Below are 24,035 nucleotides of genomic sequence, written 5' to 3'. Positions count from 1 at the left end.
TTTTTCTCGCGGCCTAGAATGGGTACCTGTTTCTTATCGGATCTGTTCGCCATGCCTCCTGAATGCCAGTTGTTCGGCACCCTGGGCTGCCATCTGTGTGAGCTTGCGGAAGCTGAAATCATGCCGTTGGTCGAATGCGGGCTGTTGGTCGAGTTGGTGGATATCGCCGATTCGCAAGAGCTGTTTGAAGCCTATGGCCTAAGTATTCCGGTGCTGCGCCGGGTGGATACCGGGGCGGAACTGGGCTGGCCGTTCGAAACTGAACAGGTGGTCGCCTTTTTAAGTTAGCGCTAATCCCGTGGCAGGTTGCTGATTATTCGGTTACTGTATGTTTGTACAGCGATTTGAGTGAGAGGGAACGCCCGTGGTGAATGTCGAACAACTGAAAAGCAGCGTCAACCGCATGTCCGTCGATATCGTACGCGATGCGGTGAATGAGCTGCGGCTCGATGGCCTGGTCACGGAAGGCAAGACGCCGTTCAACAAAGTGCATTTCAATACCTGCTTTGCCGAAATCGAAGCCTTGTTCCAGCGCGCCGGTTATCACAAGCAGTTGGATGTGGTCGGGTATCAGGGCTTGCTGTATGCGCTGTACGATCCCGGCCGCTGGGAAGCGGTGGACGTCCTGCGGTGGCTCAAGGAGTTTACCGAGGCTGCCAGCGCCTCGCCGGTGCTGCGGGCCGAATTGGCCAGGGCTTGAGATTCTGGGGGATAATGCCCCCTTAGTATTTCCAGGCCCTTGAGTGTACGCATGTCCGATACCGGTTTTTCCGCTGCCCAGAACCAAGCCAGTACGCTGTACCTGCCGCCTGGGCCCTGGGCGACGGTGCTCGACTGCCTGTGCGAGCACTTTCGCGCCATCGGCCGCGAGCAGTGGCTGGACCGCATCGCCCGTGGCCGGGTGCTGGATGGCAATGGCCAGCCCATCGCCGTGGATCTGGCCTACAAGGAAGGTTTGCGCATCCACTACTTTCGCGAAGTGCCGGATGAGAAGCCGATCCCGGTGCAGGAGTCCATCCTGTATGCCGATGAGCATCTGGTGGTGGCCGACAAACCACACTTCCTGCCAGTGACGCCCGCCGGCGAATATGTCGAGCAGACTTTACTGCGCCGCCTGATCCGCCGCCTGGATAACCCGTCGCTGGTGCCGCTGCATCGCATTGATCGCCATACTGCCGGGCTGGTGCTGTTCTCTGCCCACCCGCAGAGCCGCTCGGCGTATCAACAACTGTTCCCCACCCGCCAGATTGATAAGTTCTACGAAGCCATTGCCCCGGCCTTGCCCGCGCTGACATTCCCGCTGGTGCACAAGAGTCGCCTGGTGGAGGGCGAACCGTTCTTCCGCATGCAGGAAGGGCCTGGTGCAAGCAACACGGAAACGGCGGTGCAGGTGCGCGAGAAGAATGGCGACCTGTGGCGCTATGGTCTGTTTCCAGTGACGGGCAAGAAGCATCAACTGCGCGTGCATATGACGGCACTGGGGGCGAGCATCTGCAATGACCCGTTTTATCCCGAGGTCATCAAGGATGCCGTGGATGACTACGCCAACCCGCTCAAGTTGCTGGCCCAGGGCGTACGGTTTATCGACCCGGTGACCGGTGAGCAGCGCGACTTCAGCAGCCGGATCGTGCTTGAGTGGTGATGTTTCCCATGCGCCAGATACAACAAAGCCCGCTTAAGAGCGGGCTTTGTTGTATCTGGCGTTAAGACTTACAGGTCTTTAACGGTGCGAACCTGATCCTTGTTGATGCGGGTACGCTTGCCATCCAGTTGTTCGAATTCGTAGAAGCCCGAATCCTGATCGAATTTAGGGGTATCGACAGCCTGGATTTCGCGACCGTCATTCAGGGTGATCACTGTAGGCGAGGCGCAACCGGCGAGGGTAGCAAGGCCCAGTGCAAGCATGAGAGCGGCGATGGTCCGTTGGGTCATGAGTCTTCTCCGAGAGTAATACTGTGTTGAGTTCTGACCTTGTGACGTATGCAACGTCGGCAAAGTTCCTTGTCTAGCGCTCATTCTGACACGCCGGGGCGTGGGTGCAACAACTCTGGTGTATTGAGGTTGGCCAGGCGCGGGTCGTTCTCGGCGCAATCGAGCGCCTGGGCCCCTAGTTTCAGCAGGATCTGGCGCGGGCTGCGCTCTGCAGCCAGCCAGGCGTCCTCCACCGCGTCGCGCAGGCGCGTCGGTATGACGCAGAGCAAAGGCTCCCAGAACGCCCCGTGGCGGGTCATCACCGGCACCTTGGGGTGCTGCCGCGCGGTTTCGAGCAGGTCTGCCAGCAGTTGCCCGTCGATATGCGGCACATCGCAGGGCAAGATCAATAGATGTTCATGGCGCGCCGCGGCCAGGCCGGCGCGGATACCGGCCAAGGGGCCCGGGAAGTCCGGACTGTCGTCGCTCACCAACTGGTCGCCGTACGGGGCGTACTGCGCCTGGTTGCGGTTGCAGGAGATGATCAGGTCGTCGGTCAACGGCCGCACTAGTTGGTGCAGGTGAGCAATCAGCGGCTGCCCGTGCCAGTCGAGCAGCCCCTTGTCCAGGCCGCCCATGCGCTGGCCGCGACCGCCGGCCAGCAACAGGATCGAGCAGGGCAGGGGCGAAGAATTGAGTGGCATGATGGCTCCGCAGCGGCAGTGAAATAGGGGGCTGTGATATAACATCGGGCTGTTCCTTCGACAACCGGACCGAGCCATGAAAGCCAAGGCTGATGCGCCTTTCGTACCTCTTAATATTGCTGTACTGACCGTCAGCGACACCCGCACCCTGGAAACCGACACCTCCGGGCAGGTCTTTGTTGACCGCCTGCTCGCTGCTGGGCATCGCCTGGCCGAACGGGTATTGCTCAAAGATGACCTCTACAAAATCCGTGCGCAAGTCGCCCACTGGATTGCTGAGGATGTGGTGCAAGTGGTGCTGATTACCGGTGGCACCGGCTTCACTGGCCGTGACAGCACCCCCGAAGCGGTCAGTTGCTTGCTGGACAAGCAAGTGGACGGCTTTGGCGAGCTGTTCCGGCAGATTTCGGTCGCCGATATCGGCACCTCTACCGTGCAGTCCCGTGCCCTGGCCGGCCTGGCCAATGGCACCCTGGTGTGCTGCCTGCCGGGTTCCACCAATGCGGTGCGTACCGGTTGGGACGGGATTCTCGCCGAACAGCTGGATGCCCGCCATCGCCCATGCAATTTTGTGCCGCACCTCAAGCTGGCCGAGCCGTGTGAATCCCGTGGATAAGCCGGGCAAGACCGGCGCCCTGATGCCGGTGGAAGAAGCCCTGGAACGGCTGCTGAACATGGCCGAGGCCGCGCCGATCCGTGAGCAGGAACACCTGCCATTGGCCGCGTGCGATGGGCGTGTATTGGCCGAGGCATTGGTTTCCACCCTCGACCTGCCGCCGTGGCCCAACAGTGCCATGGACGGCTACGCCCTGCGCACTGCCGATTGGACAGGCGAGCCGCTGCGGGTGAGCCAGCGTATTTTCGCCGGCCAGGCCCCTGAGCCCTTGGCGGCGGGTACCTGTGCGCGGATCTTCACCGGCGCTCCGGTACCCGACGGGGCCGACTGCGTGGAAATGCAGGAAAACGCCGAGCTGCAATCCGATCAGCGCGTGAGCTTTACCCAGGCGCTGCGCGTAGGGCAAAACATCCGCCCCAAGGGGCAGGAGACTACAGTCGGTGAGGAAGTCCTGGCTGCCGGTACACGGCTCGGCCCGATTGAACTGGGCTTGGCGGCATCCCTGGGGCGCGACCGGTTGGCGGTGGTGCGCCGCGTGCGTGTGGCGGTGCTGTCTACGGGCGACGAGTTGATCGAACCGGGCCTGCCACTGGGGCCGGGACAGATCTACAACAGCAACCGGCGGGTGTTGTGCAGTTGGTTGCAACGCCTGGGCTGCGAGGTGATCGACGCCGGTATCTTGCCCGATGACCTGGAATTGACCCGCACCCGCCTGGGCGCACTGGGTTCGGTGGACTTGATCCTGTCCACCGGCGGAGTCTCGGTGGGGGAAGCGGACTTCCTCGGTATCGCATTGCGCGAGGAGGGTGAGCTGACCTTGTGGAAGCTGGCGATCAAGCCTGGCAAACCTTTGACATTCGGTCATTTCCGCGGCGTACCGGTGATCGGCCTGCCGGGGAATCCGGCGTCCACCCTGGTTACGTTCGCCTTGCTGGCGCGCCCATATCTGTTGCGCCGTCAGGGTGTCGCGGTGGTGCAGCCGTTGCGTTTCGAGGTGCCGGCAGGGTTCGTGTGGGCCAAGCCGGGCAACCGTCGCGAATACCTGCGCGGGCGCCTGGAGCAAGGACGGGCGGTGATCTACCCGAACCAGAGTTCCGGTGTATTGCGCAGTGCCGCCTGGGCCGAGGGTTTGGTGGAAGTCGTGGAGGGCAGCACCTTGGCCATCGGTGATCGGGTGAATTTCATTCCCCTGAGTGAAGTGTTGGGCTGAAGAATTTATTTACAGCCCAATGGCTTTTTTCTGACTGCCGAAGGTCAACATCCCTCAGGTCCCCTCCAACAATAGGAGCTTCACCCCATGAGTAAACCCAAGGCACTGTTGATTCTGCACGGCAAGCAAGCCCTCAACGAAGACGTGCGGGCGGCAGTGCAAGGCAAGCGCGAGCAGGGGTGGGAGCTGGCGGTGCGCGTCACCTGGGAGGGTGGCGATGCCCAACGCCTGGTGGGTGAAGCCCTGGATGCCGGCTACACACGCCTGATCGCGGGCGGCGGCGACGGCACGCTGCGTGATGTGGCCGAGGCCATGGCCCGCGCCAAGACCGACGCGAGCCTGGTGCTGATGCCCCTGGGCACTGCCAATGACTTCGCCCGTGCGGCCGGCGTGCCGTTGGAGCCGCGTGAGGCCCTGGCGCTGCTGGACGTTGCGCCGCGCGCTATCGACCTGGGGGAGGTTGGCGGGCAGGTGTTTCTCAATATGGCCACCGGCGGTTTTGGCAGCCAGGTTACGGCCAACACTTCCGAGGATCTGAAAAAGGTGCTGGGCGGTGCGGCCTATCTGTTTACCGGTTTGTCGCGTTTCAGCGAGTTGCGGGCGGCTTATGGGGAGCTGGTGGGGCCGGACTTTCACTGGCGCGGCGAGTTACTGGCCCTGGGCATCGGCAACGGTCGCCAGGCCGGTGGCGGGCACGAGCTGTGCCCGGGGGCAATGGCCGATGATGGCTTGCTGGATATCAGCATCCTGCCGGCGCCTCAGGAAGTGGTCGGCACCTTGCGCAGCCTGATGACCGACGGCTGGGGCCTGGACAACCTGTTTGTGCGGGCACGCCTGCCGTGGGTGGAAATCAAGGTGGCCGAAGGACTGGATATCAACCTGGATGGCGAACCGCTCAAGGGCAGTGACCTGCGCTTCAGCGCCTTGCCCAATGCCTTGCAGGTGCACTTGCCGGTGGATTCACCGTTGCTGGCTAATCGTCCAGGCTGATGATCTGTTCGCGCACGGCGAACAGGACCAGGCCGGCCACATCAAAAATCTGCAGGCGCTTCATGATCTGCGAGCGGTGAGCTTCCACAGTCTTGATGCTCAGGCCCAGGCCGTGGGCGATTTCCCGGGTGGATTTGCCGCGTACGATCAGGCGCAGGATTTCCAGCTGGCGCGCCGTCAGGTTGTGGCGCTGCACGGGCGCCTCCGGGTGGGACTGGCTGTGGATCAAGGCCTGGTTGATCACGGTGTGGGCGATGGCCGGGCTCAGGTAGCGCTCGTTGTTGCGCAGTGCCAGCAGCGCATGTTCCAGCTCGTTGGCGGTGGTGTCCTTGAGCAGGTAGCCGTGGGCGCCTGCCTCCAGGGCACGCATGATCAATTGCGGGTCGGTGTGCATCGACAGGATCAGCACTTTGCTCTTGGGGTAGGCGTGCTTGAGTTGCTGCAACGCATCCAGGCCGCTGGTGTGCTTCATCGACAGGTCCAGCAGGACGATATCGGGCTGCAGGGCATTGAATTGTGCGAGTACCTGCGCGCCGTCGGTGGCCTCGCCAATCACCGCATAGCCGGGGATATCCAGGATCAGTGCGCGCACACCCGCGCGGATCAGGGCGTGGTCATCTACCAGCAGTAAATTGCAGGTCACTCTAGAACCTCAGGGGAATTGGCCCGTTCGAGGGTACGGGGCGCCCAGGGGAACAGCGCTTCGATTCGCGTGCCAAAGCCGGGTTGGCTATTGACCGTCAGCATGCCGCCCAGTTGATCAATGCGCTCGCACATGCCTGACATGCCCCGTTGCCCCGCAAGGGCCGGGTCGGTGGCGGGGGAGAACCCCCGGCCGTCATCGCTGATAAACAGCGACAACCCCTGTGGCAAACGTTGCAGGCGCACCAGCAGGTTGCGCGCCTGGGCATGGCGCAACATGTTCGTCACGGCTTCCTGGGTGATACGAAAGGCCGCCACCGCCATCTCTTCGGGAATCCCGGTCAGGCGTTGCTGGCATTCCAGGCTCCAATGCACCGGGGTGTTTGCCAGGGTCTTGAGCAGGTGCGCGCGCAGGCTCGCCTCCAGGCCCAGGCTGGTCAGTTGCCGGGGATTGAGAATGGCCGATACGTCCCGCACCTTGGCCAGGGTTTCGTTGAGGGTGTTGCACAGTACGCCGCACTGGTCCTGCAACTCTGCCGGCGAGCGGCGTTGCAGCCAGTCGCTTTGCAGTTTGGCAGCGGTCAGCAGTTGGCCGATATCGTCATGCAGCTCGCGGCTGAGACGATGGCGCTCGTTTTCCTGGACTTGCAGCAGGCGGTCGGCCAATTCCTGGGGCTGGAACTTGATCGACTTGCGCGAGCGCCAACGCTGCAGGCCGGCGGCGGTCAGGGCGGCGAGGTTGAGCAACAGCAAAAACAGCGGCAGCGGTGCTTTGTGGGCATAGACCCAGAGGCTGACCAGAGTCGCGCACAGGCAAAGACCCAGGGTAATCCAACGGGTATTGCCCGAGAGGACGAACCTGGTGATGAGTGACTTGGGGCTGGCGTACATAGCAGATGGAGCCGATGGGTGTTCGCTGCGGGTAGACCGGTCATGACCGCTGGCCGGGCTCTGTTTGGAAAGCGATTGGGTTTAGTGTTGGTTCGAGGCGCTTCTCAGATTTATTACGTCTTCACGGGCAGCCACTTCGAGCGCGCTAATAGTACCACCAACAATTACCGTTGGTCGCCTGCTACAAGGCTTAGTTCAGCGGTGTCTAGTTGTACTATTAATTTGGTTTTGTATCGCTATTACCCATATTGGGTTATTGATAGTTGGCTGGCTAAATATTTGACGGGTATTAGTTGGGCGCCCGCCGGCGGCCTGGTTAACCGCACGGCAGGTTCAGGAAGCGTAGGGCATGGAGTGGCGATGGTGAGCGTCAACATCCTTCTGGGGGATCTGCTGGACAACCGTTTCAATCAACGTGGTTTGCTCGGCGTCATCCAGGCTCAGTTTGCCGGTCTTGATGTCGATCAGTTCCAGTTGCCAGGCCAGCAGCGTCAGGCAGTCATGCAGGGCTGCAAGTGCCGCATCGTGAAGCTGCATCGGGCTTTGGGCGTTGCTGATCAGGTCCTGGATATGCCGGGAAAAGCTGCCAATGGCTTCCAGCGCCATGGCATCGGCCTTTTCCGCCAATTTGACCAGGCTGTTCTTCATGCAGTCGATGGCATCGTTATCGTTGCGGATCAAATGCAGATGGCTCAGGCATTCCTCAGACTTGGCCAGCAGCATTTCTGCCTCCAGGAGGAACTCGGGAAGTGCGTCTTGCCACTCTTTACCGTCGTTCATCATGAAAGTCTCCACAACGTACGGTCAGACAATGAGATGTAATACCGGAGCAACGGCTTAAAACTAGCGCCGAAATATGACCGAGATCTGTAGTTCATTTCTGAATTTTGAGTAGTACTTTTATTTGAATGACCAGCGTCGCGACTGCTGGCGCTGCTTGCAGTGGAAACAACCAGAGGCATTCGCATTACTTCGATTGCCCAGGCGTTAATGCCTGGAAGGCCCTTGGGCCGTGGGCTTGCGATAGCAAACAAAAGCCTGACTCCGTTCATGCAATGAGAATGGCGTCACATTAATGGCTATTGGATATCGGGAATATCAGGTTGGACCTGATTGCGACTAGGGGAATCCCTTACGCGGCGGAACCTTATGCCCGTTTGAGGGTCCTGCGGCGTGGCTTGACGACCGGACGGTAAGGTGAGGCCAGTAAAGCATGATGTCAGTGTGACATCAATGCATTTACGTGGCATTTTACCGGGGGGTCAAGGTTTGGCACTGTCTGCCGATATCTTTCTCCAGTAAGCAGCAAATCTTTCAGCACACCCCAGGAGTCTTCAATGGCTGGCATTCTCGACACGGTAGATCAACGCACGCAACTGGTGGGTGAGAATCGCCTGGAGATCCTTATGTTTCGCCTGGCAGGGCGCCAGTTGTTCGCAATCAACGTGTTCAAGGTGCAGGAAGTCCTGCAGTTGCCCAAGCTGACCCTGATGCCCCAGCGTCACCCGTTTGTCTGCGGCGTGGTCAACCTGCGCGGCCAGACCCTGCCGGTGATCGACCTGTCCCAGGCCATTGGCATGCGTCCGCTGGTACCGGGGCCCAACAGCACCATTATCGTTACCGAGTACAACCGCTCGGTACAGGCGTTCCTGGTGGGCGGCGTCGACCGCATCGTCAACATGACCTGGGAGTCGATCCTGCCACCGCCGGCGAGCGCCGGCCGCCAGCACTACCTCACGGCCATCAGCAAGGTGGATGAGCAGTTGGTGGAAATCATCGACGTGGAAAAAGTTCTCGCCGAGATCGTGCCCTACAACGCCAAGGTCTCCCGGGAAAAACTCGAGGATCCGGTGCTCGAACGTGCCCGTGGTCGCGAAGTGCTGTTGGTGGATGACTCCAACGTGGCCTTGTCGCAACTGCGCGACACCCTGGGGCAACTGGGGGTGAAGATGCATATCGCCAGTGACGGCCTCAAGGCCTTGAACATGCTCAAGGCATGGGCGGACAGCGGCCAGGTGATGACCGACAAACTGTTGATGATCTTCACCGACGCCGAAATGCCCGAGATGGACGGCTACCGCCTGACTACCGAGATCCGCAACGACCCACGCCTGCGCGGCCTCTATGTGGTGCTGCACACATCCTTGTCGGGCAGCTTCAACGACTCGATGGTGAAGAAGGTCGGTTGCGACAACTTCCTCTCCAAATTCCAGCCCGACAAGTTGGTGGATGTGGTGCGCCAGCGCCTGATGCTGGACGAAGTGCCGGCCTGATTCCGGCCTGTGACGAGGGGGCCTCTAATTGCCGGCCTGGGGAAATTTTGATTCTGTCGGCGTGCTCGTATAGGGTGACGCTTTTGCTCACAGGAACCCACGCTCATGCTTCGTCTCAGCGCGTTGTATCGGTACCCCTTGAAGTCGGGCAAGGCAGAGACCTTGTCGCATATCGGCCTGGATAAACTCGGGCTGGACGGGGACCGACGCTGGATGCTGGTGGACGAGGCCAGCGGGCGATTCCTGACCCAGCGTGCCGTGGCGCAGATGAGCCAGCTGTCGGCGTTATGGAATGCCGCCGGTGGCCTGACCTTGAGCGCTGCTGGCCTGCCCACCCTGGATGTGGCGTTGCCCGGCGCCGATGCCGAGCTGCGCGGTGTCACCATCTGGCGCGACACCCTGCGGGTCCCGGACGCCGGTGCAGAGGCCGCCGATTGGGTCAGCCAGTTCATCGGCAAACCGACACGTTTGGTGCAAGTCCCGCTGGAGCGCGCGCGCACCACGGCGGCCGGCTACGGCAAGGACGATGACCAGGTGGCGTTCGCCGACGGTTTCCCCTTGTTGCTGATAGGCCAGGCGTCTCTCGACGACTTGTCGCAACGCGTCGGCCGGCCCATGGAAATGCTGCGCTTTCGCCCCAACCTGGTGATCGAAGGCAGCGAGGCTTTTGCCGAGGATGGCTGGAAGCGCGTGCGCATTGGTGAGGTGGAGTTCCGGGTGGTCAAGTCCTGCTCGCGGTGCATCCTCACCACCATCGACCCGGCGACCGGGGAGCGCAGTGCCGATCGCCAGCCGCTGGCGACCCTGGAAACCTACCGCAAACAGCCCGATGGCGTGATGTTCGGCCAGAACCTGGTCAATGACGGCGCGGGCCGCCTGGAAGTCGGCATGCCGGTGACGATCCTCGAATAACCGTCGCCCATGAAAAATGCCCGCCTCTTGGGAGGCGGGCATTTTTTTGTGCGCGGGAAAAGCTTAGCCGCGGTATTCGCAGAGGTAGGCAGTGTCCACGGCCACCTTGAGCTGGAACTTGCTGTCGGCAGGCACATTGAACTGGCTGCCGGCGGCGAAGGTTTCCCACGCGTCGCTGCCTGGCAACTTGACGGTCAGCGCGCCCGAGACCACGTGCATGATTTCACGCTGGGCCGTGCCGAATTCGTATTCACCCGGAGCCATCACGCCGATGGTCGCCGGACCTTCAGGGGTGCCGAAGGCGATCGACTTGACGGTGCCGTCGAAGTACTCATTGACTTTGAACATGGGCGAATCCTCGAAAAAAGGGGCAAGAAAGGTCGGCCAGTATGCCTTCTACACGGGCAAAATCAACGGCAGCAAACGTGCGGTATTGCGCGCATCTTCCAGTGCCCGGTGTTGCTGGCCGTTGAACTGCATGCCCGCCAGTTGCAAGGCGCCATTGAGCCCCAACGGCTTGTCCAGGCGTCGGGCCTTGGCGAAGCGCTGCTTGAGGTTCACATGGGGTGTCTGGCTTAGCGCGCTGGCCAGGCCATGGCGCTGCCACTCCAACTCCAGTTGCTGGCGATCATAGTCGCCCCAGCTGGCCCAGCCTTCCAGGCGCGGATGATGCTGGCCCAGCCAGCGTTCGAACAGCGGCCAGACCTCGGTCAAGGGCGCTGCGCTGTCGATACTGGCCTGGCTGATGTGCGTCAGCTGGCGGCAGAACGGCGTCAACAACGGGCGGCGCAAGGGCCGCACGAAGCGCTGGAAATGGTCCAGCTCGCGGCCCTGGCGGTTGACCAGGCTCACGCCGATTTCGATGATTTCCATCTCCGACACGGGCCAGCCGCCGTCATCCGTTGTGGCTTCAAGATCAATAATCAGCCAATGAGGCATCGCAGGTTCCCGTACTCATCCCTTTCTGATGGGGATAGAGCGTAGCCAAGCCTGGTAGTTCCGCCCAGGGCTACTCGATCTGCAGCAATACCTGGCGATTGCGCACTTGATCACCGGCGCTGACGTGAATGGCCTTGACCACCCCGTCGATGCCCGCTTTGAGCGGATGCTCCATTTTCATCGCTTCGAGCACCAGCAGCAGTTGGCCCTTGCTCACCACATCCCCTTCGCGCACCTGCAGCAGGGTAATGGCACCGTCCATCCGCGCCTTGACCGTGCCGCTGCTGACGGGCGCTTCACGACTGGCCACGGTTTGCGTCTGGTTGCTCACGCACAGGCTGGTGCCGGCATTCAACAGCCAGAGCTGGGAGCCTTGCAGGTGATAGGCAATCCGCCGCCGAATGCCGTTGATGACCAGGCTGGCCCAGCGTCCGTCGCTGTCGAGGAGGTGGATGTCGATGTTGCCGACTTGCAGATGATCCTCCGCCAGTAAGCGGGCGCTGACCTCATGGCGGTGCTCATCGACGCCCAGGCGGTAGGTCCAGGGCACGCTGGCATTGTTGCGCCAGCCTGCCAGGGCCGGGCCATGCACTGCCGCGCTGTGCCGATAAAACAGGGCGGCGGCCAGAGCCAGGTCTTCTTCGCTGACGGCAGGGCGGGCAATGTCACTGAAGTGTTCGGCAATAAATCCGGTGCTGAAATCCGCCGCGACAAATTGCGCATGCCTCAGCAGGTCCACCAGTAACCGCTGATTGCTGGGGATCCCCAGCAGCACGCAGTCCTGCACCGCCCGCAGCAGCTTGCGCCGTGCCTCTTCGCGGGTAGCGCCATGGGCGATGATCTTGCCCAGCATCGGATCATAAAACGGGCTGATGCGCTGCGGGGCTTGCAATCCATGATCGACCCGCACCCCGGCCGCCGGCTCCCAGCGCAACACCTCGCCAGTTTGTGGCAAGAAACCCTGGGCCGGGTCTTCGGCGTACAGGCGCACTTCCATGGCATGCCCGCTCAGCGTCACCTGGTCCTGGCGCAAGGGCAGGGGCTGGCCGGCGGCGATTTGCAGTTGCCAGTCCACCAGGTCCAGGCCGGTGATCAGTTCGGTGACCGGGTGCTCCACCTGCAGGCGGGTGTTCATTTCCAGGAAATAGAACCGCCCGCTCCGGTCCAGCAGGAACTCCACAGTGCCCGCGCCGACATACGCCACTGCGCGTCCGGCCTTGAGCGCCGCTTCGCCCATGGCCTGGCGCAGTTCGGTAGTCATGACCGGGCAGGGTGCTTCTTCGATGACCTTCTGATGGCGGCGCTGGACCGAGCAATCACGTTCGCCCAGGTAGATCAGGTTGCCGTGGGCATCGCCGAACAGCTGGATTTCCACATGGCGCGGTTCGATCAGCGCCTGCTCCAGAATCAGTTCGTCGCTGCCAAAGGCATTCAGGGCCTCGGAGCGTGCGGTGTGCAGTTGTTCGAGCAACTGCGCCGGCGCGTGTACCAGGCGCATGCCGCGTCCGCCGCCGCCGGCACTGGCCTTGATCATCAGCGGGTAGCCGATGCGCTCGGCTTCGCTCTGCAGGGTGGCGTCGTCTTGCGCGCTGCCCTGGTAGCCGGCGATGCACGGCACCCCGGCGTCGAGCATGGCGATTTTTGACAGGCGCTTGCTGCCCATCAACGCGATGGCGTCGGCGCTGGGGCCGATAAATACCAGGCCGGCGGCAATGCAGGCCTTGGCGAACTCGGGGTTCTCCGAGAGAAAGCCGTAGCCGGGGTGGATCGCATCGGCGCCGGTCAGGCGTGCGGCATCGAGGATCGCCGGGATGTTCAGGTAGGACTGTTGCACCGGGGCGGGGCCGATGTTCACCGCTTCGTCGGCCATTTGTACGTGCAGGGCGTTGGCGTCGGCTGCGCTATAAACCGCCACGGTGCGGTAGCCCAGGGCTTGGGCGGTGCGCTGGATTCGGCAGGCGATTTCGCCGCGGTTGGCGATCAGTATTTTATTGAAACTGGGCATTTTGGGTCCCTGTTTGATTGGTTGCGCAGGCGCTGGCTTGCCTGCGATTGCATCACCTCGGTATCCCTGACAGACCCAGGTGCCCGCATCGCAGGCAAGCCAGCTCCTACAGGGGATGTGGCGTTTTCAAGATCAACTCACCCACCTGGCCTTGCGTTTCTCGACAAACGCCCGCGTCCCCTCAATGCCTTCTTCCCCGGTCACCGCCTCGGCAAACCAATCGGCAGCCTGATCCAGCAGCAGCTCCAACGGCTGATCCAGGCTCTGGAGCAACAACGCCTTGGTTCGCGCATTGGCGCGCGGTGCACAGCGCAATACCTGCCCCAACACCTCATCCAGGCGCTGCGCCAATCCTTGGGGGTCATGCTCGACAAAATGCACCACCCCCAGGCGCTGCGCCTCGACCCCGTCAAACCGCGCCGCAGTCAGCGCCAGGCGCCGGGCCTGGGTCAGGCCGATGCGCCGCACCACAAACGGCGCGATCTGCGCCGGCAGCACGCCGAGGCTGGTTTCCGGCAAGCCGAACTGTGCCTGGTGGTCGGCAATGGCGATGTCGCTGACACACGCCAGGCCAAAACCGCCGCCCAGCACCGCGCCCTGCAACACCACAATCACCACCTGGGGCAGGGCTTCGACTTCTTGCAACAGCGCGCCAAACACCCGGTTCAAATCACGCAAGCCTTCGCGGCTGCCCGCGCGGCTCATGTCCTTAACATCGGCGCCCGCACAGAAGTGCCCGCCCGCGCCACTGATCACCAATGCCCGCACCTGCTCGTCACGGGCGACATCCGTCAGCACGGCGCGCAGTTCGCTGACCATCTGCACGCTCATGGCATTGCGGTTCTGCGGGCGGTTGAGGGTGATGTGCAGCACGCCGTTGTGCGGCTCCAGCAGCAAGGTTTCACAGGCGTTCACGACTTTTTCCCCGGCAGCGTACCCATCAGTTTGCAGATGATCCCCAGCATGATCTCGTCGGCGCCGCCGCCAATCGACACCAGGCGCACATCACGATAGGCGCGGGCCACCGGGTTGTCCCACATAAAGCCCATGCCGCCCCAGTACTGCAGGCAGCTGTCGCTGACTTCGCGGCCCAGGCGCCCGGCCTTGAGCTTGGCCATCGAGGCCAGCCGCGTCACGTCCTGGCCCTTGAGGTATTGCTCGGTGGCCTGGTAGACCAGGGCGCGTAGGCACTCGATCTCGGTGGACAGTTCGGCCAGGCGAAAGTGGATCACCTGGTTGTCGATCAGGGCCTTGCCGAAGGTCTGGCGCTCCTTGCAGTAGGCGATGGTGCTGTCGACGCAGGCCTCCAGGCCCTTGATCATATTGGCCGCGCCAAACAGCCGTTCTTCCTGGAACTGCAGCATCTGCATCATGAAGCCCGCGCCTTCGTGGCCGATGCGGTTGCGCTGTGGGATGCGCACATCATCGAAAAACACCTGGGCGGTTTCCGAGCTGTGCATGCCGAGCTTTTCCAGGGGCGGGCTGACGCTGATCCCGGGGGTGTTCATCGGCACCATGATCAGTGACTTGTTGATATGCGGCTTGCCGTCCGAGGTGTTGGCCAGCAGGCAGATAAAGTCGGCGCTGGGGGAGTTGGTGATCCACATCTTGCTGCCGTTGATCACGTAGTCGTCGCCGTCCTTGCGGGCGTGGGTTTTCAAGCCGGCCACGTCGGAGCCAGCGCCGGTTTCCGAGACGCCGATGCAACCCACCTGTTCGCCGCTGATGGCCGGGCGCAGGAATTCGTCGCGCAGTTCATCGGAGCCAAAACGTGCGAGGGCCGGGGTGCACATATCAGTCTGCACGCCGATGGACATCGGGATGCCGCCACAGCGGATGGTGCCGAACTCTTCGGCGGCGACAATCGAGTAGCTGTAGTCCAGGCCCATGCCGCCGAACTTTTCAGGCTTGGAAATGCCCAGCAGGCCGAGGTCGCCGGCCTTGCGGAAGATCTCGTGGATGGGAAAGCGCCCGGCTTTTTCCCATTCGTCGACGTGGGGGTTGATCTCGCGCTCGACAAAACCCCGTACGGTACGGCGCAGCTCTTCGTGTTCCTGGGTGAAGATCATTTTTATTGTTCTCCTGATCGTTAAAAGCGCGCGGCGCCAAAGCTGTTGGGTTGCAATTGGCGCACCTGGGCTTGCTGGCAGATATCCAACAGGTAGCCCAGCAGCGTGCGGGTGTCCCGCGGGTCAATCAGCCCGTCGTCCCACAGGTTGGCGCTGCCATACAGGGCCGTGGACTGGCTATCGAGTTTCTGCGCGGTGACCTGCTCGAGCATGTCGAGCACCTTGGGGTCGGGCACCAGGCCGTCTTTCAACTGCTTGGCCTCGGTGACAATACGCAGCACCTTGCCGGCCTGGGCGCCGCCCATCACGGCGGTGCGGCTATTGGGCCAGGCGAAGATAAAGCGTGGGTCCAGGCCACGGCCGCACATCGCATAGTTGCCGGCGCCGTAGGAACCGCCGACCACTACCGTGAGCTTGGGCACACGGGCATTGGCCACCGCCTGGATCATCTTCGCGCCGTGCTTGATCACGCCTTGTTGCTCGGATTCGGTGCCCACCATAAAGCCGGTGGTGTTGTGGAAAAACAGCAGCGGCGTCTGGCTCTGGTCGCACAGCTGGATAAATTGCGCGGCCTTGCTCGCGCCCTTGGGCGTGATCGGGCCGTTGTTGCCGATAAACCCGCAGGCCCGGCCCTGGATGTGCAGGTGGCCGCAGACGGTGTGGGGATCGAACTCGCCCTTGAACTCCAGGAAGTTGGAGCCATCGGCGATACGCGCGATGATTTCCCGTACGTCATAGGGCTTTTTCGGGTCCGAGGGGATCAGGCCCAGCAGCTCTTCAATCGGATACAGCGGCTCTGTATAGGCCCGCGCCGGCTGGGGTGGCAGCCGGTCGTCCCAGGGCAGCAGGCTGACAATCTCGCGCACGATGCGCACGCCGTCGGCGTCATTTTCCGCCAGGTATTCGGCGGTGCCGGCGGTTTGCGCATGCATCTGGGCGCCGCCCAGTTCCTCGTCCGTCGCCACTTCGCCGGTGGCGGCCTTGAGCAGCGGCGGGCCGGCCAGGAATAGCTTGGCCTTGCCGCGCACCACCACCACGTAATCCGAAAGCCCCGGCTGATAGGCACCGCCGGCGGTGGCCGAGCCGTGCACCACGGTGATCTGCGGCAGGCCCATGGCTGACATCCGCGCCTGGTTGGCGAAGCTGCGCGCACCTTCGACGAAAATCTCCGCCGCGTAATTAAGATTGGCGCCGCCGCTTTCGGCCAGGGTCACCACCGGCAGTTTGTTCTCCATGGCGATCTGTTGCAGGCGCAGGGATTTTTTCAAGCCGCTGGGGGAAATCGTCCCGCCCTTGATTGCGCTGTTGTTGGCCACCACCAGCAGGCGCACGCCGCTGACATAGCCGATACCGGCAATCAGCCCGCCGCCGGCCGCGCTGCCATCCTTGTCATCGTGCAGCTTGTAACCGGCCAGGCTTGCCAGTTCGAGGAAGGGCGCACCGGGGTCGAGCAACAGGTTGAGGCGCTCACGGGGCAGCAGTTGGCCGCGTTTGTCGAACTTGCCCTTGGCCTCGGCGGCCTTGTCCAACAGGTTCTGTTCCAGTTGGCGCAGATGATGGATGGCGGTGAGCATGGCCTCGCGGTTCTGTGCGAACTGCGGGTTGTGGGTGTCGAGTAGGGAGTCGATGACCGGCATGATTTATTGGCCCTCCTTGAGCACATCCGGCAGGTAGGCGCGGTGAAAACCATTGAACGACGGGCTCGGCGGCTGCGCCTTGTGCAGCGGCCAGGCGCGGCTGCCCAGGCTGGCGGCGCCGTCGATGCGCAAGGTGCTGCCGCTGACGAATGCGGCGGCGGGGCTGAGCAGGAACACAATCGCCGCACTGACTTCCGATTCGGTGCCAATACGTTTGAGGGGCACATGCTCGCGCAGGGTCGGGATCACCGCCTTGAACGCGCCTTCGTAGGTGTCCATGCCACTGGAGGCGATCCAGCCCGGCGCCACTGCGTTGACCCGCACCCCGGCGTAACCCCACTCGAACGCGGCGGTCTTGGTGAAGTTGTCCATCCCCGCGCGCGCCGCGCCCGAGTGGCCCATGCCGGGCATGCCGCCCCACATGTCGGCCAGCATGTTGACGATGGCACCGCCGTGCTTGCTCATTGACTGATTGAACACTTCCCGCGCCATCAGGAAACCGCCCACCAGGTTGGTACGCATTACGGTTTCAAAGCCTTTTTGATTGATCGACGCCAGGGGCGAGGGGTATTGGCCGCCGGCATTGTTCACCAGACCCTGGATCGGCCCGTGTGCCTCGATGATCTGGCTGACCAGCGCCTTCACCGCTTCTTCATCGCGGATATCACAGGCGTGCCAGCTGGCGTGGCCGCCGTCTTCGGTAATTTCCTGGCTGACCCGTTGCAGCTTTTCCGGCTTGCGCCCCACCAGCACCACATGGGCGCCGAGTGCCGCCAGTTCATGGGCGGTGCAACGGCCAATGCCGCTGCCGCCACCGGTGACGATAAGGGTCTGCCCCTGGAACAGGTCGGCTTTGAAGATCGAGTCGAAGGCCACGGCGAGAGTCCCTTAGGTGAGTTGATCGGCGATGTGGCGGGGCACGGCAATCGGGATTTCCAGCAGTTGCTGGGCGAAAGCCTTGCCTTGAGGGTCGATGCGCAGGCTGGCGATACCGCCGCCGCCCAGGGCGTTTTCGAGGAGGAAGTTGAGGCTGTGGCTGCCCGGCAGGTACCAGCGCTCGACGCGCCCGTGCAATGGGTCGAGTACATGGCTCATCCAGTCGACGATCACCTCTGGGGTCAGTGCTTCGGCAATCCATGGCAGGTATTCGGGCCGGCGCGCGATCACGCCAATATTGCTGTGATTACCCTTGTCCCCGGAGCGCGCCACGGCCAGCTTGACCAGGGGCACGCTGGCCTCGGCGCGGCCTTCGGGTTTGGGCGGGTCGAGGGGCGCGTGGGGCGTGCTCAGGGCGGCCGTGGCAGGCAGTTCGCAAGGGTGGGATTGCCCCTGGAAGTCGACGCTCAGGCGGCACGCGCTTTTGTCGATCAGGAACGAAAACAGGCGGATCAGTGGATACACCGTGGGCCTGCCGCCGACAATGCCGGTCAGGCCCGGCGTCATGCCGGTGGCCGCCTGGGCGATTTCCCGGGCGAACAGCACCAGGGCCTGTTTGCTTGGGTGGCGCACCGTCAGCTTGAGCACCACTTCGCGACAGTCCTGGCGCCGGGCATGGGCGCCGTAGGTGGCCTCACTGCCGAGCAACTCGATGCAGACCTCGGTATAGGGTGCCCAGCCGCGCTGGCTGAACAACTGCGAGGTCTTGTTGATGATCGCCTGGCCGACCCGTTCGGCCTTGGCCACTGCGTCGATACCGGCCAGCAGGCAACTGGCGGTACAGCGGAAACCGTCGGGGTAGGTGGCACTGACTTTGTACTGGTCGGTGGGTGCCAGCCCTTTGGCACCGCGCAGACGCACGCGGTTTTCGCCTTGTTGCTCCAGCGTGACCTGGCTGAAGTCGCAGATCACATCCGGCAGCAGGTAGGCGCGTGGGTCGCCGATCTCATACAGCAGTTGTTCGGCGACGCTCAGTTCGCTGATCAGGCCGCCTGTGCCCGGCACTTTGCTGACGGTGAACTGGCCGTCGGCACTGACCTCGACAATCGGGAAACCGATGTGCTCGTAGTCCGGCACCTCGCGCCAATCGGTGAAGTTGCCGCCAGTGCACTGCGCGCCACATTCGATGATATGCCCGGCCAGTGCGGCCTGGGCCAGGTGGTCGTAGTCCTGCCACCCCCAGTTGAATTCGTGCACCAGGGCCGCGCTGACCACTGCGCTGTCCACCACGCGCCCGGTGATAACGATATCGGCGCCCAGTTGCAGGGCCTGGACGATGCCCGGCGCGCCGAGGTAGGCATTGGTCGACACGCACATCGCCGGCAAAGGCGCGCCGCTGAACATATCGCTGATGCCCTGCAGTTGTTTGAACTGCGGTTGCAGGTCATCGCCCAGCACTACGGCGATTTTCAGCGGCACCCCGGCCTGGTCGCAGGCGGCCTGCAAGGCGGCGGCGCAGGCCTGGGGGTGGATGCCGCCGGCGTTGCTGATCACCCGGATGCCCTGGCGCTGGATATCACCGAGCAAGGGCGCCAGGACTTCGACGAAGTCCGGGGCATAGCCGGCCTGGGGGTCTTTCATGCGCGCCCCGGCGAGGATCGACAGGGTGACTTCGGCCAGGTAGTCGAACACCAGGTAGTCCAGCGCGCCGCCTTGCACCAACTGCGCGGCGGCGGTGCAGGTGTCGCCCCAGAATGCACTGGCGCAGCCGATACGAACGGTCTTGTTCATGGGACGTCCTTCTCTGCAAAATCGCTGGGTCGAGACTACCAAGCAAGCGCTTGGTTTGTAAACTGTGTACACAACTTATGCCCAAGCGCTTGCTTGGGTGGCTGCCACGGCCTAAATTGCCGGCCATGACGCAATCAAAGTAGTTGAGGAGAGCAGCATGGATGAGCAAAAAGCCCTGGAGGTGATGCGCACCATGGTGGACGGCGGGCAACTGACCGACCCCGACAGCGCCCGGGGCAAGCTGCTGCAGACCGCGGCTCACCTGTTTCGCAACAAGGGCTATGAACGCACCACCGTGCGCGACCTGGCCAGTGCGGTGGGAATCCAGTCCGGCAGCATCTTCCACCACTTCAAGAGCAAGGATGAAATCCTGCGGGCGGTGATGGAAGAAACCATCCATTACAACACCGCGATGATGCGCGCCTCCCTGGCCGAGGCGAGCAGCGTGCGCGAACGGGTGCTGGCGCTGATTCGCTGTGAGTTGCAGTCGATCATGGGCGGCAGCGGCGAGGCCATGGCGGTGCTGGTGTATGAATGGCGTTCGCTGTCGGCAGAAGGGCAGGCCCAGGTGCTGGCATTGCGCGATGTCTACGAAGAGATCTGGTTGCAGGTATTGGGGGAGGCCAAGCAGGCTGGGTATATCAAGGGTGATGTATTTATCACTCGGCGTTTCCTGACCGGGGCGCTGTCGTGGACCACGACCTGGTTCCGCGCCCAGGGCAGCATGACCCTCGAGCAATTGGCCGATGAAGCATTGCTGCTGGTGCTGAAGGCGGATTAGGCGGGTAAAGCAAGCGATTTAATTGTCGGGCCGGAAGTTGTCTCCCCGGACAAAAACGCCTAGCTTAGCGAGATCCAGATTTTGAACGGTGCGTGCCTGATGTTTTCGCCATTGCGGCTGGCTGCAGGATTAACAGTATTGGCAATGGGCACCTTGTGGCAGGCGCAGGTTTCGGCGGCCCAATTGGTACGGGTCGGTGCTGCGCATTTTCCACCGTATACGGTGCGCCCGGAGCAGGGCGCCGACAGCGGGCTGCTCCCGCAATTGCTGGAGGCGCTGAACCGTGCGCAGCGCGAGTACCAGTTTGTGCTGGTACCCACCTCCATTCCCCGGCGTTTTCGTGATTTCCAGCAGGGCCGGGTCGATATGGCCATCTTCGAGAACCCGCAGTGGGGGTGGCAGGATATCCCCCATACCAGTGTCGACATGGGCCTGGAGGACGCCGAGATATTCGTCACCCAGCGCCAGACCGGCCGCGACCAGGGCTATTTCACCGATCTGGCGGGCAAGCGCCTGGCGGTGTTCAGCGGTTATCACTACGCCTTCGCCAACTTCAACCCCGACCCCAAGGCCATGGCCACGCAGTTCAACGCCACCTTGACCTATTCCCATGACAGCAACTTGCTGATGGTGACCCGTGGCCGCGCGGATATCGCCCTGGTCACGCGTTCCTACCTCAGTGACTTTATGGTGCGCAATCCCGACACCGCCGGGCAGTTCCTGGTGTCGGAGCGCATTGATCAGGTGTACCACCACTACGCCTTGCTGCGGCCCAAGGCGGCGATCAGCGGCCCGGCGTTTGCCGCATTGCTCAAGGATCTGCGCGACAGCGGCGAGCTGTTGAAGATCTTTGAACCGTACCGCATTGATGTGCTGCCGGTAGCTGACGCACCCTGATCTGGGCAACGCCCGCTTAAATTTTTGCTGCTGGTTCACGTCACTTCGTCTAACTGTCGACGATTATCGTGAGCCCCCTCCATGCCCAATCCCCAAGACTTGTCAGTCCTGCCACTCCCGGCAGGGCCTGCCCTTAACGCAGACGAAAGCGATGGCCGCCTGACCCTGACTCTCGCTGGCCAGCCGCTGGTGCGCCTGCGCCTGGCGCGCGGCGAAGAGCTGCACCTGCAGTTGCAAAGCCCCGGTGAGGTGCCGTCGGTGCAGGCCTTGTGGGCCGCCTGTTACTGGCTGTTTGCCCGTGAGCCTGAGCGCCAGCAACTGGTCTGGCACCTCGAACACGCCCCTGACGAGGCCCTGCGCAGCGGCCTGCTGCTGGCCACGGATGTGGCAGGGCGGTTCCGTTGCGAGCGCACTCTGTTCTGGCAATTGCCACAGCCGTGGTTGGGCCAGCCGGTGAGTGGCGCTTATCCGCAGCAAATGATCCTCAGCAATGGCAAGCGCCATCCGGTGCGTGCGCCCAAACCGTGCGGCGAAGTCTACCGACGTTTCGACGCACGTCTGGGCGCGTGGATTTCACTGCGTACGCTGGAGATCGACGTGGACCTGGCCCGCTTCAATCGCTGGCAGAACAGCGCGCGGGTCGCCAGTTTCTGGCAGGAAAGCGGCAGCCTGGAGCAGCATCGGGACTATCTGGAGAAGCTTGCAGCTGACCCACATGCCTTGACGCTGATCGGTTGTTTCGACGATGAGCCGTTTGCCTATTTCGAGGCGTATTGGGCCAGGGAGGATCGCATTGCGCCGTTCTATGAGGTGGACGATTACGATCGGGGCATCCATATGCTGGTGGGGGAGGAGCACCACCGCGGGCCGCACAAGGTGGCCAGTTGGCTGGCGGCGCTGGTGCACTATCTGTTTCTCGACGACCCGCGCACCCAGCGGGTGGTGGCGGAGCCCAGGGCCGACAACGCGAAGATGATTGGGTATATGCAGAACCAGTGTTTCCACTGCGAGAAGGAGTTCGATTTCCCCCACAAGCGCGCGGCGCTGATGATGCTGGGGCGGGAGCGTTTTTTTGAGCGGTGTGGGTTGGCCTGAGACCTTGGGGGCAATGAAGATCAACTGTGGGGGCTTGTGTGGGAACGGGCTTGCCCGTGATAGCGGTGTGTCAGCCACTGGATTGACTGGCTGATCCAATGCCATTGCGGGCAAGCCCGCTGCCACACAAGCTCATGCCTCATTGCAATGGCGTGGTGCTCAGACCCGTCGCGCAAACGTATCGCTATGGGTCCCCGAAACCTTACGGCAGTGCACCAACGCATCACGGATCATAAAGTTGACCAGCGTTGGCGACACCCCGAGTTCCTTGGCGATGTCCTTTTGCGGCACGCCATGCAGACGGTACATCTCGAACGCGTAGCGCGTGCGTTGGGGCAGTTCGGTCAGGGCGTCGGCGATGTTTTCCAGGGTGGAAAAATTGATGTGCGAGGTTTCCGGTGAAGCACCATGAATAACCACATTCAAGCCTTCCTCTTCCGTCCCGGAGTACTTCAGTTCCAGGGCCTGTTTACGGTAGTGGTCGATAGCCAGGTTACGCACGATCTGGAACAGGTAGCTCAGTTGAGCCTTGAACGATGAGGTGATCTGCGGGGCCGATTGCAGTCTGAAGTAGGCGTCCTGCACCACGTCTTCGGCACGGGAACGGCAGCCGGTAATGCGCGCCGCGATCTTGACCAGGGTCAGTCGATTATCGACAAACGCCTGGAGTAACGGTGAATCGCACCTGCTTGTGGATACTTGTTCCGTCATGGAAATCACCTTGCTGCAAATATGGTTAGTGGAGGGCATCCCTGCTGAGGCCTCCTACACATCGGGCAACAAATTATGCTTAATGATAATGATTGTCAAATGAGAAGTGGAACTAATCTTATACCGAAATACAAACTGTGAGGCGCTTCTCTTTGTGTACCGGCCCTGGCAGGCAGGCAGACTAATTATTTTGCCGGGCCATCCGTTCTCATTGGTGACAGGCCAGCCAACACGCCGGCCATGGATTTGCACCCGGAGGAGGACGACATGCGTTTCTATCGCGAGAACCCAGCGATCCAGGCAGGGGTGGTCTGAGATGAGCACGTCGACCCGCTTGCGCCTGTTTTGCCTGCCCTATTCGGGCTCCAGCGCCATGTTCTACAGCCGCTGGCGTCGGGCACTGCCGGAGTGGTTGCAAGTGCGCCCGCTGGAGTTGCCGGGGCGTGGCATGCGCATGGACGAGCCCTTGCAGCGCGATATCAAGGTGCTTGCCGCGCAGTTGGCGGATGAGATCAGCGCCGAACTCGACGGCCCTTACGCCTTGTTTGGCCATAGCCTGGGCGGTTTGCTGGCTTTCGAGCTGGCCCATGCCCTGCGCGAACGCGGGCTGCCTGCACCCCTGGCGCTGTTTGCTTCGGCCACCGCCGGCCCGGCGCGACGGGATGTCAGCGAATACGCCATTGAAAAAGACGACACCCAACTGATCGAGCGCCTGCGCAAGCTCAAGGGCACGCCCGAAGACGCGTTGACCAACCGCGAATTGATGCAATTGACGCTGCCGATCCTGCGCGCCGACTTCCTGTTGTGCGGCAGTTTCCAGTACGGCGAGCGCGAGCCGTTGTCGATGCCGATCCATGTGTTTGGCGGCAAGCAGGACGACGTGCGCGCCGACGAATTGCTCGACTGGCAGGAAGACACCGCCAGTGGTTTCTCCCTGGACATGTTCGAGGGGCACCATTTCTTTCTGGTGCAACAGGAAAACTCACTGTTGCGCTGCCTGCGCCGCTACGCCGACGAGCACTTGACCCGCTGGCGCCATAGCGCTGCACGGCGGGCGGCCCTGGCGACCGGCTGAACACGCCGCC

Annotated in this window: 25 protein-coding genes and 1 pseudogene; 12 read left to right on the top strand and 14 right to left on the bottom strand. The window is 62.3% G+C overall.

Features of this window, described 5'->3' with window-relative positions:
* Positions 1-51: 51 nt before the first annotated feature.
* The 3 genes from JFT44_RS07715 to JFT44_RS07705 all read left to right on the top strand — a co-directional run bounded on the left by JFT44_RS07715 (position 52) and on the right by JFT44_RS07705 (position 1,642).
* On the top strand, positions 52-288 hold the full coding sequence (locus JFT44_RS07715) for a glutaredoxin family protein (RefSeq protein ID WP_057439227.1): 237 nt from the start codon (positions 52-54) through the stop codon (positions 286-288).
* 76 nt (positions 289-364) lie between these two features.
* Positions 365-700 (top strand): transcriptional regulator, encoded by a 336-nt coding sequence (locus tag JFT44_RS07710; RefSeq protein ID WP_198830496.1) that lies wholly within the window; start codon positions 365-367, stop codon positions 698-700.
* Between the two features lie 51 nt (positions 701-751).
* On the top strand, positions 752-1,642 hold the full coding sequence (locus tag JFT44_RS07705) for a pseudouridine synthase (RefSeq protein ID WP_198830495.1): 891 nt from the start codon (positions 752-754) through the stop codon (positions 1,640-1,642).
* Positions 1,643-1,710: 68 nt separating this feature from the next.
* On the opposite strand, the gene JFT44_RS07700 is transcribed toward JFT44_RS07705, so the two are convergent.
* Complete coding sequence (locus tag JFT44_RS07700) at positions 1,711-1,932, bottom strand: YgdI/YgdR family lipoprotein (RefSeq protein ID WP_029298091.1); 222 nt, start codon at positions 1,930-1,932, stop codon at positions 1,711-1,713.
* An 80-nt stretch (positions 1,933-2,012) separates the two neighbouring features.
* Entirely contained in the window at positions 2,013-2,615 is a 603-nt protein-coding gene (mobA, locus tag JFT44_RS07695) for a molybdenum cofactor guanylyltransferase MobA (RefSeq protein ID WP_198830494.1), read from the bottom strand.
* Between the two features lie 76 nt (positions 2,616-2,691).
* On the opposite strand from mobA, the gene moaB reads away from it, so the two are divergent.
* The 3 genes and pseudogenes from moaB to yegS form a co-directional block, all read left to right on the top strand.
* Positions 2,692-3,231: a molybdenum cofactor biosynthesis protein B gene (gene moaB / locus JFT44_RS07690; RefSeq protein WP_029298095.1), complete on the top strand. Its 540-nt coding sequence runs from the start codon at positions 2,692-2,694 to the stop codon at positions 3,229-3,231.
* A gap of 22 nt (positions 3,232-3,253) precedes the next feature.
* On the top strand, positions 3,254-4,441 hold the full coding sequence (gene glp / locus JFT44_RS07685) for a gephyrin-like molybdotransferase Glp (protein WP_233098318.1): 1,188 nt from the start codon (positions 3,254-3,256) through the stop codon (positions 4,439-4,441).
* An 87-nt stretch (positions 4,442-4,528) separates the two neighbouring features.
* A pseudogene (gene yegS / locus JFT44_RS07680) lies at positions 4,529-5,453 on the top strand (lipid kinase YegS); the annotation flags it as partial.
* On the opposite strand, the gene JFT44_RS07675 reads toward yegS, so the two are convergent.
* From JFT44_RS07675 to JFT44_RS07665, 3 genes are all read right to left on the bottom strand, one after another.
* Positions 5,415-6,074: a response regulator transcription factor gene (locus JFT44_RS07675; RefSeq protein ID WP_057439157.1), complete on the bottom strand. Its 660-nt coding sequence runs from the start codon at positions 6,072-6,074 to the stop codon at positions 5,415-5,417. The pseudogene yegS and the gene JFT44_RS07675 sit on opposite strands and share 39 nt — an antisense overlap.
* A complete protein-coding gene (locus tag JFT44_RS07670) occupies positions 6,071-6,964 on the bottom strand; it encodes a sensor histidine kinase (RefSeq protein WP_057439156.1) in 894 nt (297 codons plus the stop codon). The genes JFT44_RS07675 and JFT44_RS07670 overlap by 4 nt, the downstream gene beginning before the upstream one ends.
* A gap of 333 nt (positions 6,965-7,297) precedes the next feature.
* Positions 7,298-7,747 carry a hypothetical protein gene (locus JFT44_RS07665; protein ID WP_198830491.1) on the bottom strand — a complete coding sequence of 150 codons (450 nt, stop codon included), beginning with the start codon at positions 7,745-7,747 and terminating at the stop codon, positions 7,298-7,300.
* Positions 7,748-8,301: 554 nt separating this feature from the next.
* Between JFT44_RS07665 and JFT44_RS07660 the strand changes: the two genes are divergently transcribed.
* Positions 8,302-9,237, top strand: coding sequence for a chemotaxis protein CheV (locus JFT44_RS07660; protein WP_057960227.1), 936 nt, complete (start codon positions 8,302-8,304; stop codon positions 9,235-9,237).
* Between the two features lie 105 nt (positions 9,238-9,342).
* Complete coding sequence (locus JFT44_RS07655) at positions 9,343-10,149, top strand: MOSC domain-containing protein (protein ID WP_057439154.1); 807 nt, start codon at positions 9,343-9,345, stop codon at positions 10,147-10,149.
* A gap of 63 nt (positions 10,150-10,212) precedes the next feature.
* Here JFT44_RS07655 and JFT44_RS07650 read toward each other — a convergent pair whose 3' ends face one another.
* From JFT44_RS07650 to JFT44_RS07615, 8 genes are all read right to left on the bottom strand, one after another.
* Positions 10,213-10,497 carry a pyrimidine/purine nucleoside phosphorylase gene (locus tag JFT44_RS07650; RefSeq protein ID WP_032862771.1) on the bottom strand — a complete coding sequence of 95 codons (285 nt, stop codon included), beginning with the start codon at positions 10,495-10,497 and terminating at the stop codon, positions 10,213-10,215.
* Between the two features lie 48 nt (positions 10,498-10,545).
* On the bottom strand, positions 10,546-11,088 hold the full coding sequence (locus JFT44_RS07645) for an exonuclease domain-containing protein (RefSeq protein ID WP_057439153.1): 543 nt from the start codon (positions 11,086-11,088) through the stop codon (positions 10,546-10,548).
* 70 nt (positions 11,089-11,158) lie between these two features.
* Positions 11,159-13,093 carry an acetyl/propionyl/methylcrotonyl-CoA carboxylase subunit alpha gene (locus tag JFT44_RS07640; protein WP_198830490.1) on the bottom strand — a complete coding sequence of 645 codons (1,935 nt, stop codon included), beginning with the start codon at positions 13,091-13,093 and terminating at the stop codon, positions 11,159-11,161.
* A 132-nt stretch (positions 13,094-13,225) separates the two neighbouring features.
* A complete protein-coding gene (locus tag JFT44_RS07635) occupies positions 13,226-14,008 on the bottom strand; it encodes an enoyl-CoA hydratase/isomerase family protein (protein WP_170045402.1) in 783 nt (260 codons plus the stop codon).
* A complete protein-coding gene (gene atuD / locus JFT44_RS07630; RefSeq protein WP_057439150.1) occupies positions 14,005-15,162 on the bottom strand; it encodes a citronellyl-CoA dehydrogenase in 1,158 nt (385 codons plus the stop codon). Before atuD ends, JFT44_RS07635 begins: the two co-directional genes overlap by 4 nt.
* Positions 15,163-15,182: 20 nt before the next feature.
* On the bottom strand, positions 15,183-16,799 hold the full coding sequence (gene atuC, locus JFT44_RS07625; protein ID WP_198830489.1) for a geranyl-CoA carboxylase subunit beta: 1,617 nt from the start codon (positions 16,797-16,799) through the stop codon (positions 15,183-15,185).
* 3 nt (positions 16,800-16,802) lie between these two features.
* A complete protein-coding gene (locus JFT44_RS07620) occupies positions 16,803-17,675 on the bottom strand; it encodes an SDR family oxidoreductase (RefSeq protein ID WP_198830488.1) in 873 nt (290 codons plus the stop codon).
* Between the two features lie 12 nt (positions 17,676-17,687).
* Positions 17,688-19,466, bottom strand: a complete 1,779-nt coding sequence (locus JFT44_RS07615; protein ID WP_198830487.1) for an acyclic terpene utilization AtuA family protein — start codon at positions 19,464-19,466, stop codon at positions 17,688-17,690.
* Positions 19,467-19,623: 157 nt separating this feature from the next.
* Here JFT44_RS07615 and JFT44_RS07610 point away from each other — a divergent pair, with 157 nt between their 5' ends.
* The 3 genes from JFT44_RS07610 (at position 19,624) to JFT44_RS07600 (ending at position 22,239) form a co-directional block, all read left to right on the top strand.
* The gene (locus JFT44_RS07610; RefSeq protein ID WP_057439148.1) at positions 19,624-20,247 is read left to right on the top strand and encodes a TetR/AcrR family transcriptional regulator; all 624 of its coding nucleotides are present in this window, start codon (positions 19,624-19,626) and stop codon (positions 20,245-20,247) included.
* Positions 20,248-20,346: 99 nt separating this feature from the next.
* A complete protein-coding gene (locus JFT44_RS07605) occupies positions 20,347-21,144 on the top strand; it encodes an ABC transporter substrate-binding protein (protein WP_170045406.1) in 798 nt (265 codons plus the stop codon).
* A gap of 81 nt (positions 21,145-21,225) precedes the next feature.
* Complete coding sequence (locus JFT44_RS07600; RefSeq protein ID WP_198830486.1) at positions 21,226-22,239, top strand: GNAT family N-acetyltransferase; 1,014 nt, start codon at positions 21,226-21,228, stop codon at positions 22,237-22,239.
* A gap of 159 nt (positions 22,240-22,398) precedes the next feature.
* On the opposite strand, the gene JFT44_RS07595 is transcribed toward JFT44_RS07600, so the two are convergent.
* Complete coding sequence (locus tag JFT44_RS07595; protein WP_198830485.1) at positions 22,399-22,950, bottom strand: RNA polymerase factor sigma-70; 552 nt, start codon at positions 22,948-22,950, stop codon at positions 22,399-22,401.
* A gap of 316 nt (positions 22,951-23,266) precedes the next feature.
* On the opposite strand from JFT44_RS07595, the gene JFT44_RS07590 reads away from it, so the two are divergent.
* On the top strand, positions 23,267-24,025 hold the full coding sequence (locus JFT44_RS07590) for a thioesterase II family protein (RefSeq protein ID WP_198830484.1): 759 nt from the start codon (positions 23,267-23,269) through the stop codon (positions 24,023-24,025).
* The last annotated feature ends 10 nt before the right edge of the window (positions 24,026-24,035 follow it).

Origin of the sequence: Pseudomonas sp. MF5691, assembly GCF_016405645.1 — a bacterium.
GTDB classification, from domain to species: Bacteria; Pseudomonadota; Gammaproteobacteria; order Pseudomonadales; family Pseudomonadaceae; genus Aquipseudomonas; species Aquipseudomonas shahriarae.
The sequence above is the reverse complement of the archived record's forward strand: the minus strand, read 5'-3'. Positions and strand labels throughout refer to the sequence as shown.